At 52.4% G+C, this 11,267-nt stretch carries 9 protein-coding genes; 6 read left to right on the plus strand and 3 right to left on the minus strand.

Annotated elements, in window-relative coordinates:
* Positions 1-215: 215 nt before the first annotated feature.
* The 6 genes from ACFSB2_RS11200 (at position 216) to ACFSB2_RS11225 (ending at position 7,072) form a co-directional block, all read left to right on the plus strand.
* Positions 216-2,315, plus strand: coding sequence for a DUF6259 domain-containing protein (locus tag ACFSB2_RS11200; protein ID WP_377943135.1), 2,100 nt, complete (start codon positions 216-218; stop codon positions 2,313-2,315).
* Between the two features lie 105 nt (positions 2,316-2,420).
* The gene (locus ACFSB2_RS11205; protein WP_377943375.1) at positions 2,421-3,053 is read left to right on the plus strand and encodes a GntR family transcriptional regulator; all 633 of its coding nucleotides are present in this window, start codon (positions 2,421-2,423) and stop codon (positions 3,051-3,053) included.
* A 28-nt stretch (positions 3,054-3,081) separates the two neighbouring features.
* On the plus strand, positions 3,082-4,065 hold the full coding sequence (locus tag ACFSB2_RS11210) for a Gfo/Idh/MocA family protein (protein WP_377943136.1): 984 nt from the start codon (positions 3,082-3,084) through the stop codon (positions 4,063-4,065).
* Between the two features lie 18 nt (positions 4,066-4,083).
* Complete coding sequence (locus ACFSB2_RS11215) at positions 4,084-4,944, plus strand: amidohydrolase family protein (RefSeq protein ID WP_377943137.1); 861 nt, start codon at positions 4,084-4,086, stop codon at positions 4,942-4,944.
* A 26-nt stretch (positions 4,945-4,970) separates the two neighbouring features.
* Positions 4,971-6,089 (plus strand): mandelate racemase/muconate lactonizing enzyme family protein, encoded by a 1,119-nt coding sequence (locus ACFSB2_RS11220; protein WP_377943138.1) that lies wholly within the window; start codon positions 4,971-4,973, stop codon positions 6,087-6,089.
* 38 nt (positions 6,090-6,127) lie between these two features.
* The gene (locus ACFSB2_RS11225; RefSeq protein ID WP_377943139.1) at positions 6,128-7,072 is read left to right on the plus strand and encodes a U32 family peptidase; all 945 of its coding nucleotides are present in this window, start codon (positions 6,128-6,130) and stop codon (positions 7,070-7,072) included.
* A gap of 74 nt (positions 7,073-7,146) precedes the next feature.
* On the opposite strand, the gene ACFSB2_RS11230 is transcribed toward ACFSB2_RS11225, so the two are convergent.
* From ACFSB2_RS11230 to ACFSB2_RS11240, 3 genes are all read right to left on the minus strand, one after another.
* Positions 7,147-8,724, minus strand: a complete 1,578-nt coding sequence (locus tag ACFSB2_RS11230; RefSeq protein WP_377943140.1) for an ATP-binding protein — start codon at positions 8,722-8,724, stop codon at positions 7,147-7,149.
* 212 nt (positions 8,725-8,936) lie between these two features.
* On the minus strand, positions 8,937-10,010 hold the full coding sequence (locus ACFSB2_RS11235) for a threonine aldolase family protein (protein ID WP_377943141.1): 1,074 nt from the start codon (positions 10,008-10,010) through the stop codon (positions 8,937-8,939).
* Positions 10,011-10,145: 135 nt separating this feature from the next.
* Positions 10,146-11,171, minus strand: coding sequence for an NAD(P)-dependent alcohol dehydrogenase (locus ACFSB2_RS11240; RefSeq protein WP_377943142.1), 1,026 nt, complete (start codon positions 11,169-11,171; stop codon positions 10,146-10,148).
* Positions 11,172-11,267: the final 96 nt, after the last annotated feature.

Genomic DNA, 11,267 nt, shown 5'->3' on the forward strand with positions numbered 1-11,267 from the left:
TTCGTATCAGCGGTTTGCATAGGCAGTCGCCTCCCTTATTTGCAAAATTGATACGTCCCCCAATGTCTTATCATTGCTTGACAGATTCAATAGACAAAGTATATTTTTTATCATAAATCATTTATGATTTTACACTCTGCTAAAAAACGCACTTGTTCCATGTACTTTTCCAGCATGTCAATGCCGCTGGACTGTGAATTGAGAGGAGACTTGTCATGGGGAAAACAATACGGCTTGCCAACGGAAGCCAGTACATTGAATTTGACGAACAGCACGGGAATATCGTGGCCTTGGGCGACGTGTCAAGGGGCATCTCATTGGTTCGAGAGACGCGACTGGCGGAAAATTTTCGCATTCTTCTGCCACTCGCGCACTGGCGCGGCCACTACATCAGCGGCAAAGATCAGATGCTCTCGTCCTATGAATTGACAGAAGATGAATGTATGCTGGTTTGGGATACGCTGACGTCCAGGGAGGGCAATTTTCCAATACGCGTCACACTGCGTGTCAAATTACAGAGTGAAACATTTACGTTTTCCTTGTCCGTCGAAAACAACTCCGAATTCATCGTGGAAGAAACCATCTACCCTGCCATTGGCGGTTTGGCAAACTTTGAAGAATCTGACGATTGGATGCTGCACGCAGCGGACTGGGGCGGAAAAGGAAGAGAGTGGACGGCTTTTAAAACATTCCCCGGCACGTATCTTGGCCCAGAAAATCCGGTGTGGATCAAGAATTACGAAAGTCTCCCCTGGATTGACCTATATGACGCGAAGCGGAGCCGAGGCGTTTATATTGGCGTTCACGACAAAACACCGCGACACAGTGCTGCTTATGCACAACTGTTTCCGGGGATCAACTCCCGTGCAAAACAACGTGAGAGCCGTTGGCCCAAACCGGTGGACATGCCCGGTACACCGATTGGCATGATGCTTGGCTGGTCGACGTTTCCCTTCCTCCAACCGGGTGAAACGCTGCAAGGCGCACCCATTGTCGTCCATTTTCACGACGGCACGTGGCGTGAAGGCGCGGACTTCTTCCGGCAATGGTTTGACAACACCGTGTTGAAAACCAAACCTGCGCGGACGTGGCTGACGGACGAAGATGCTTGGCAGAGCACCATTATCAGTTATCCCGAAGACAGCATCATGTATCGTTTTTCTGATTTGCCCAAACTGGCAGAGGCTGCGCTTCACGCCGGCATTCATGTGCTGCAAATCGACGGATGGGATGTCGGAGGCATTGATAGAGGATACCCGCAATATGAGCCAGATCCACGACTGGGCACTTGGGACGATTTAGCGGATGCCATCCGTACATGCCAAGAGATGGGGGTTCGCGTCCTGTTATTTGCCAACCTGCAATGGGCGAATATTGAGACGGAATGGTTTCAAAATGAATTGAAAAACTATGCAGTGCAGGATCCCCGAGGCTTTGCGAAAAACAGTATGGGCTGGGAATACCACACCACGCTCGGCCTCACTGCGAACTGTGAGTCACGGATGGTTGTGATGAATCCGGCGCATTCAGCTTTTCAGGACATCATCCTGCGACAACTGGAACACATTGTGAAACTTGGCGCTGACGGCATCCAACTCGATAAAATGGGGACGGGAGGAGATGGCGGCTTTCACGCAAACATCGATTATCACCCTGACTTTGCGGATTGCCGTGATCGGTCTTTAAAAGAAAGCGTGCTGGAGACGGTGGTAAAGTACCGTGATCTTGCACTGAAGGCGCGTCCGGATTTCGCCATTGCCAGTGAAAGTCATTGGGATCGTTTGACACCATTTGTCGAGGCTTCATATGCGCGTTTCTTTGACGGAGATCATTTGCCTACGTTCCGCTACGCGTTTCCGAACTTTAGACAGACGTGCTGTATCACCGGACCGACCGATTTCGAATTGGTCAACTTGGCCATTCAATACGGCTATATCCTAAACATAGAAGGGCGCTGTTTGCACGGCAACATAGACGATATGCCTATTTTATTGCCCTACGTAAAGGAAGTGCTCCAACTACGCCGACGCCACAAGGATGTATTGTGGGACTCGCAATTGATCAGCCTGGATAACGCTGGCGTTCAGGTGACAGGCGATGTCTCCTGTTGTGTGCATCAAAGTCTGGCGAATCCTTCCGACTACGCGCTGGTGGTGAGCAACCATACGGAAAACAATGTGGAAATCAAGCTGCAAATTGAAGGGGTAAGCCAGGTCGAGGTGGAACAACCATATGCAACAGCTGTGAACATGTCGTCCACCGACGCGCTCTCTATCGCCAGTCGACGATTTGCCGTGATTTTCTGGTCTCGCTAAAGGCTGACAGCCTTTGTGTGACACAAACGCAAGACAGGCCCTTCAAAGGATGTGGAGAACATAGATAAGATAGATGACATTGCAAGGAGTCCTTTATCAAGTCAGGTGTATGAGGTGGTAAAAGGACAAATTTTGGATCAACAGCTCATGCCAGGAGACAAGGTCACCATAGACCGTATCGCGCGCGCATTGAACTGCAGCAGCGTTTCCGTCCGTGAGGCGTTGACGCGTCTGCACGTAGAAGGGCTGTTGCAGTTCGTGCCATATCGCGGATATGTCGTCACTGAATTGCTTGATGAAAAATCATTTCGCAATCTCTATGATGTTCGCGTATTGCTGGAGTTGTACGCCATTGAAAAAGCAGCCGTGCGTGTGAATGAGCACGATCTCGATGAATTGTCCAAGATCCTCAATGTGACCGTTGAGGCAGATCCGACCTATGAACATTACCAGCCATTTGTGGCGGTGGATCAAGCGTTTCATCGAAGAATTTTGGAGCTCTCTGGGAACTCATACCTGACTGATTTGTGGGACAGTCTGCACATCCACCTTCACCTAGCCCGTTTTTATCGCAAAAACGGGTACGTGGATTCCACAGAAGGGCAGAAAGAACACGATATCATCTTGGACGCGCTGTCCAAACATGACCCTGTGGAGGCTCGTCGGGCCATGAAAGCGCATCTCACTGGATCATATGAACGCCTATGGTCCGGCGTTTCACCGGACACAAACGCTTGACGCATGTCGCTTGGGGGAGGTGGAAGAAATGAGCGCAACACATGGTGTCGCCATCATCGGCAGTGGCACGGTAGCGGATCTGCACGTCAAAGCCTTGCGCCGCCACGGCGGAAATGTCGCTTTGCGTGGCGTGTTTTCCCTGGATCTCAACCAGGCATCACACAAAGCGCAACAATGGGCCTGTAGAACGTATTCCACCCTGAATGAACTGTTGTCCGATGAGGAGGTTGAAATCGTCATCATCGCTTCACCAGTGGAAGCGCATTTTGACCAAGCAACCGCCGCATTGACCGCTGGAAAGCACGTTTTAGTGGAGAAACCAGTAGCGCTTCACTCGGATGAGGTGGCGCAACTCGTCCGAACGGCAAAGACATGTGGCAAGGTTTGTGCACCGGGGCATAACTACGTGTATGACTATGAAATACAGCGGATGAAAGATTTCATCGCAAGCGGTCAAGCCGGTGCCGTGGCGTCATTCTGGATGATCTACAATTTGGCGCATCCGCTGTCTGTGTTGGAATTGTACCCTGGCGCACTGCGCCAAATCATGACACACCACTTGTCTGTCGCACTATACCTGTTTGGCGCGCCCGCCTGGATTTCAGCGAATGTGTCCAAAATCCGCGCTGCAAAAAAGGAAGAGCAGGCTGTCATCACACTTGAGTATGAGAACGGGTTATTGGCGAATCTGTTTAGTAGCATGGCGGTGGACGATGAGACATCAACACCTTGGTCGGTCATCTTTAAGGTGCTTGGAACAGAAGGTGGCGCTACATTTTCATGGAGAGACTATGTTCGCCGCGAACAGAGCAGCAATCTTGGTCTTGGCTACTATCTCTACGAAGATAGCTTTTATCAAGAGCAGGCGCAGTTTTTGCAGCATCTTGAGCACCCAGAGGCAGGCCGGTTGCGTTCAACGCTGCACGACGCGATGCTCGTCGCTTACGCCCTGGAATTGGCGGAACAAGCCGTTCAGACGCGGGCGGCGCAGCCGTTTTTGCCATATCAGTGAGAAATGGAGTGACCGTCAGTGAGAATCGATGCGCACCAACATTTTTGGTCGCGTGCCCGCGGGAACGACTATGGATTCCTGACTCCGGATGCAGGTGTACTGTACAACGATTATCTGCCAAATCAGCTAGAGCCTTTGCTCGGTAAACAGCGGATCGACTATGCGGTGACAGTGCAAGCGGCGCCAACCATCGAAGAGACGGAATGGTTGCTTGCGCAAACAAGCGACGTCGATTTTATCATCGGTGTAGTTGGATGGCTGGACTTTGATGTGCCCGCGGATGACTTCGCTCGCGCGGTGGACAGTTTATGCCGTCACCCAAAATTTGTCGGCCTCAGACCGATGCTGCAAGATCTTGAGGATGATAGATGGATTCTGCGTCCACAGGTGATTGCGAATCTGCGTCATCTGGCAGCCCTGGACCTCCCGTTTGACATTCTCGTTTACCCTCGTCACTTGCCTCACATTTTGCAGATGCTGGAACAAGTGGATGGGCTGCGCGCCGTTGTCGATCATTGCGCAAAACCCGTCATCCGACGCGGAATCCTCGAACCTTGGGCCGAGCTGATGCAGAAGATCAGCCATTTTCCCGCTGTGCGATGCAAAGTGTCGGGTTTGGTGACAGAAGCGAATTTGGAACACTGGAAAGTTTCCGATTTTGCGCCCTTCGTCAGTCACGTCATCGCGTGTTTTGGCGCAGACAGGCTACTGTTTGGCAGTGATTGGCCGGTGTGTCTACAAGCCGCATCGTACGACGAAGTGGTTGCGCTGGTGGAGCGTCTCGTACCGGATACGTGGGGAGAGCAGGAGATGGAAAAATTGTTTGGTTTGAACGCCATGGAATTTTACAAACTCAATCCAGGACGCGAAACGGATTGATACTTTGACACGAGGTGGATGATAGTATGAAGATTGCGCGTGTCGTCACCAACACATATCAAGTGCCGCTCGCCCGTCCTTGGGGCGATACGACCCATCGCATCGCGCATTTGGAGCTCATTGTAACCGATATCATGACAGAAGACGGAAGCTGCGGCACAGGATTCAGTTACACGGTGGGGATGGGCGGGAAGTCCATCCAATCGCTGCTCGATTGGTATATATCCCCGCTTCTGATTGGGGAGACGGTGGATCCGCGGTATCAGTGGCACCGACTCTGGCATCGCTGTCATGATGCTGGCGGTGGCGGCATTCTGACAATGGCGCTGGCGGCCGTGGACATCGCGCTCTGGGACTTGGTTGCAAAATCGCGCAATCAATCGTTGGTGGACACGCTTGGCCGCTTTCGGCAGACGATCCCGGTGTATGGCAGCGGCGTCAACTTGAATCTGGACCTGACGCAGTTGGAAAGTCAGATTGGAAGATGGCTGAAAGCTGGTTATGAGGCTTTTAAAATCAAAGTTGGCAAACCAGATTTGACGGAAGATATCGAACGTTTGAAATTAGCGAGAGACCTTATCGGACCAAACCGGCCGCTCATGGTGGACGCCAATCAAGGATGGGACGTGACGACCGCCGCGCGCCGGATTCGCGCCTATGAGGACTTTAATCTGTTGTGGGTGGAAGAACCCCTGCTCTCCGACGACGTGGAAGGACACGCAAGATTAAAATCACTCGTAAATACGCCTATCGCGATCGGCGAAAACGTATATACCAAATATCAATATAACGAGTATCTCCGCTTGGGGGCATGTGACTTCGTGCAGGCTGACGTGATTCGGGTCGGTGGGATCACCCCCTATCTGGAGATTGCTTCGCTCGCTCACACTTGGGACGTTCCGTTGGCGCCTCATTTCATGTTGGAAATCACGGGGCAAGTCCTCTGCAGTGTGCCGAACGCATTTATCCTGGAGGATGTAGAAGGCGGCTCATTTCGAGAGTTGGGTATTTTGGCAGAGGACGTGGGCGTATCAAAAGGGTGTTTCACACCTCCGAGTCAGCCAGGTCATGGCATTGTATTCGATAGAAAGAAAATGGAACCCTATCTGCTCCACCAGCCAGATGGTGCAGCGCATACTGTGTGAACAATCAGGTCGACGAACGGCCAAGGAGATGGTGTCAAATGTTTGAACGTGCCCGTGCAGCAATCGCTGGGCTAGGTTTCCCCTCGGAAGACAAAGCACTCATAAATGGCAGTGAGAAACGTTTTGCAGATGGCGCCCAAGCGCGCGTGGAAATCCCGAGTTGCGAGGGGCCGGAAGTGCTGAAGGCCATCCTCGAAGAAGCGGCTCAATTGGACGTGACGATACATCGCGTTTCGCAGGGCAGCGGTGTCACACTCATGACGGACGCGGAGATTCTCGAAATGGCGCGGCTGGGCGCTGGCGCTGGCATCGAAGTGAGTCTCTTCGTTGGCCCGCGCGCGGATTGGGATACTGGTGCCCTTGCCAAATCCGCATCAGGTGGCATTGTGCGCAGCCGCACGCGCGGCGCAGACATGTTGGCGCATGCGCTGGAGGATGTATATCGCGCCTACGATCTTGGAATTCGCAGTGTCTTGGTGGCCGACGATGGACTGCTTCACCTCCTCGGCCAACTGAGACAAAAGGGGGAACTCCCGTCGGATCTGAAGTACAAGATCTCAGTGATGATGGGCATCGCCAATCCGATCACAGCGGCGCTTTTGGAACAGTCAGGGGCTGATACGTTAAACGTGAGCACAGATCTGACCTTGCCCCAACTGGCGTCCATTCGCTCGACGACACATGTGCCGCTCGACATCTACGTGGAGTCGCCAGACGATGTCGGCGGTTTTGTGCGATATTACGAAATCCCAGCCTTGATTCAACAATGCAGTCCGGTGTACATCAAGTACGGCGTTCGCAATGCGCCAAACATCTACCCAAGCGGCGCGCATATTCAGCAAACAGCCATCGCCTTGGGGCGCGAACGAGTACGGCGGGCTCGCATTGGGCAAGAACTGCTTTCGCGGCACATGCCCAAAGCCATCATCAGCCAACCCGGGAAACCGATTGCCGATCTCGCAGTGCCAGTGGTCAACGCATAAAGTCACCGCAGCCGCAAATCACACCCACTTACATGATTTGCGGCTGCCGCACCACTGTTTCCGCTTGGATGCGCTCATTTCTCCAGCGCTGCTCTGCCTGCACTGTAATCCAGCAAGGCTTGCTGCAATGTGGATTGGATAGATATCTTCCGAATGAGATCCCTGTTCGCGCCCAATAAGAATTTTGCCATTTTGGCGCTGATACCCGTGAGCACAGCCTCGCACCCCAACAGCATCACACCATCCAAAATGCGTTCCAGCGCTGCGAATGATACCTCTTCCGTCGTGATGGCCCCTGACACATCGATAAACAATTTATGCAAATTCCGATTTTCCAACTGTTCAAGCAATCGATCTTCAATGATCTGCAACCGTTGGTTGTCTAACCTGCCAATGATGGGAAACACGGCGATGCCCTCAAATATCGGAATCACCGGAACGCTCAACTCTTTGATCACGCTTTTTTGCGACTGCAACACATCTTCGCGATATTTGGCAAAACTGACGTTGAAATGCACGATAAAGTTGTCCAAGGCATCGCTGGTCCTATCGGCAATGGCAAAAGCGGTGTGCGCGTCTATTCCCTTATTGCTGTAAAATTCGTCCATAAATCTCCATATCACTTTCCGCAGCGCGTAAAACCATTCCATTTTCGATATGATGGGGATATCGGATTTCGCCCACGCCATCCCCCGCTCTTGTGCCAACTCGATGATCTCCTGCGTCAATCCGTCATGCACCAATTCGGTGATTTGGTTTGCGTGATCCAAAAGATCCTTTTCTGTGACGAACTTCGATTTCGATACGATCTCAAAGGTCGTTGCAGCCTCATTTTCCAACATTTCATTAAACGTCTTTCGATTTAGCTGAAAAAATTCTCGGATATCTTCCGCCTTTTTTAAGTGGATAGGTTGCATTTCAGCACCTCCTGAAACATCAGGCTTATGCCGTGGTGATACAGGTAAAGCAAGCGTGAACGTGGTCCCTTCCCCTGGTGTGCTTTTCACATCTATGGTTGCGCCGTGCTCATAAAGCGCCGAATACACCTGTGTCAATCCCATCCCCGTACCCTCTGGTTTCGTGGTGAAAAAAGGAACACCCAAACGGCGCATATCCGTAGTGGAGATGCCGACCCCAGTGTCAGAAATCACCACATGCACGCATTCGCCAACTCGAACATGTTCGATAGTGACCACGCCAGTATGTTCAATCGATTCACAAGCGTTTTTGATCAAATTAAACAGCGCTTGTTTGATTTGGCTGCGCTTTCCGCGAATTTTTATCGCTTTATCGAGCCATTTCTTTTTAAACTGAATGCGATATGTATCCTGTTGAAACAGGGATAAAATGTTCTCCAACTCGACACACAGTGAAAAGTCCGTGATGGACTCGGTTTGCAGCGATGGCTTCGAAACGCTCAGCAAGCTCTCTATCGTGGATATGGCTTGATTTAACTCGGCAAAAATCAGATCCCAATATTGAAAATCATGTTCTTCTTGCAAGAGTTGCAGAAGTCCTTGCACAGAAGTGAGTGGATTGCGGATCTCATGCGCCACACCCGCTGCAATCTGTCCAACTGAAGCCAGTCTCGTCACGACTTCAGTATTTAAGATAGAAGCATGCTCCTCTTTCTCTAATGATACCTTGTCCACTGCCAAAGCCCTCCAGATTGATTTACGGATATGAACATCACTATTCCAATACTATTCTGTGAATGAAAACGACACCCGCATGTGCGCCATGCGTGATGCCTTGATAGATATTTTAGCTGTATAGAAATACTCGTCAACGACATGCGGCCTTCTCGTCATCTATAACGCCATTCCTCCCGCCGCCACTTTTTCTCCATATGCGCATGGAAATTTCATCCTCCTGACAACCCTGCCTCTTCTATCGGCTGCGCGCTTTGCATCACTTGTGCGATAATATCCACCGCTGCAAGGATATCCTCGCGCGACACATCCTTGTGTGTCACGAAGCGCACCTGCGTCGGCCCAAACGCCGTGGCCAACACACCCGCTTGTCCCAAGTCGGCAAGAAACGCTTCCACGTCCACACCGCTGTCCGCGATGTCGGCGATGATGATATTGGTCTCCACCGTCTCCATATCCACCGCCACGCCACGCATCTCCACCAAGTGTTCTGCCAGGAGACGCGCGTTGGCGTGATCGTCCGCCAAGCGGTCCACCATCTTGGTCAACGCCAAGATCCCCGGCGCCGCCAGCACACCCACTTGACGCAAGCCGCCGCCAAGACGCTTGCGCCACTGGCGCGCCTGCGCGATAAACGCGTTCGATCCGGCGAGCAAAGAACCTACTGGCGCTGCTAGTCCTTTTGATAGGCAAAATTGCACGGTGTCCACATGTGCGCAGATTTCCTTGACACTATGCCCGGAAGCGACAGCCGCATTAAACAGTCGAGCGCCGTCCATATGCACAGCGACCTGATGCGCATGCGCCACCTGCGCAATTTCTTGAAGAACGGCAAGCGGGGTAACTGTACCCCCTGCGCGATTGTGCGTATTTTCCAACGAAATGGCTGCTGTGCGCGGTTGGTGGACATCCAGTTTGCGGATGGCCGCTTGCACATCTGCTGGCTGCAAGACGCCACGCGCGCCTTTGACCTGTCGAATCTGGGCTCCTGCAATGGCTGCGACCGCGGCCGCCTCATAAAAGAAAATGTGCGATTCGGCCTCGGCAATCACTTCCTCGCCTCGACCTGCCAAGGTCGCGATGGCCACTTGGTTGCCCTGTGTGCCACTCGTGACAAACAGCGCGCTTTCTTTCCCCAACATCTCCGCCGCCAAAGCTTCTAAATGGTTGACCGTCGGATCCTCGCCGTAAACATCGTCCCCCACTTCAGCATTCGCCATTGCCTGCCGCATTTCATCGGTTGGCGTCGTCACTGTATCGCTGCGCAAATCAATCCGCTTCGCCATACTGATTTCTCCATTCTCTAGCTGTATCGTCACTCATATCACATGTACACCATATTACAAAAGGACAGCACGGAAAAGGACAGAATGACCAAGTTCGGCCTATCCTGTCCTGATTCACAATCGTGATGGACAACATCATTCCTGGGGGAGAATCACCGGTTTGACATTGGCCGGTTCTTTGCCAAATTGGCGCAAGACCGCATCTGTCTCGGCGAGGGAATACCGCCCTGTCACCAAGGCATCCAGGTTGACCTTGCCGCTGGAAACCAATTCAATGGCCGTAGGATACGTGTTTGCATAGCGAAAAACGCCCGCCAGCGTGATTTCCCGCGTCTGAATCAGCGACAGCGGCACACTTGCTTCATCGCCTCCACCCATGCCGACCACAGCTGCCCGCCCAGCTGGCCGGATGCACCGGATGCCATCTTGGAGGGCGCTTGGATTGCCAGAACACTCGATGAACGCGTCCACTTCAATTGCTTCATCCAACAGTGGAGTGCTTGCGACATTTATCGTGTGTGTAGCGCCCAGTTTCCGGGCAAAGGCAAGCCGCTCCTCAGAGATGTCCGTCATGGTCACCTCGGTCGCGCCAAAGGCAAAAGCCGCCATCATCGACACCATGCCAATTGGCCCTGCACCCGTGATGAGCACATGCTGACCGCACTGAATATCTGCCTTTTTTGCCGCCCAAATGCCAACGGACATCGGCTCTAACAAACCGCCGGCTTCATCGCTCATCCCGTTGGGCAAAGCGAAGGCAAAATCCTCATGGATTGTTACAAAATTTGTGAAAGCGCCATCAATGGGCGGTGTCGCAAAAAACTGCACATGTGGACAAAGGTTGTAGTGCCCGCTTCGACACACTTCGCAGCGACCACACGGCACCCCGGGTTCCAGCGCCACACGCGCACCTATGCGATGTTTGCGCGCTTCACTGCCCAATTCGACAATGACACCGGCCGACTCGTGCCCTAAAATGATGGGCCGTTCCACGACAAATGACCCGATGCGACCGTGACGATAATAGTGGACATCAGAACCGCACACCCCGACCGCAGTCACCTGCACCAGGACCTCATGCGGCCCAGGTTTTGGCATAGGCCGTTCTTCCAGACGCACATCTCCCACTTCGTACATCACAGCTGCCATGTTTTTCGTCATCGGAATCCCCTCCCGTTCTCGTTCCAATGAGGCATTCCGTTTGCGCAGGCCGCTCCCACTGGATTGACTCGTATGTACATGCGTCGATGCTCATAT

Origin of the sequence: Alicyclobacillus fodiniaquatilis (assembly GCF_042678105.1) — a bacterium.
GTDB lineage: Bacteria > Bacillota > Bacilli > Alicyclobacillales > Alicyclobacillaceae > Alicyclobacillus > Alicyclobacillus fodiniaquatilis.

Bases quoted from the DNA above. Each gene is read 5' to 3' on its own strand.
- ACFSB2_RS11200 (WP_377943135.1), top strand. From the start codon at position 216: ATGGGGAAAACAATACGGCTTGCCAACGGAAGCCAGTACATTGAATTT.
- ACFSB2_RS11210 (WP_377943136.1), top strand. From the start codon at position 3,082: ATGAGCGCAACACATGGTGTCGCCATCATCGGCAGTGGCACGGTAGCG.
- ACFSB2_RS11220 (WP_377943138.1), top strand. From the start codon at position 4,971: ATGAAGATTGCGCGTGTCGTCACCAACACATATCAAGTGCCGCTCGCC.
- ACFSB2_RS11225 (WP_377943139.1), top strand. From the start codon at position 6,128: ATGTTTGAACGTGCCCGTGCAGCAATCGCTGGGCTAGGTTTCCCCTCG.
- ACFSB2_RS11235 (WP_377943141.1), bottom strand. From the start codon at position 10,010: ATGGCGAAGCGGATTGATTTGCGCAGCGATACAGTGACGACGCCAACC.
- ACFSB2_RS11240 (WP_377943142.1), bottom strand. From the start codon at position 11,171: ATGACGAAAAACATGGCAGCTGTGATGTACGAAGTGGGAGATGTGCGT.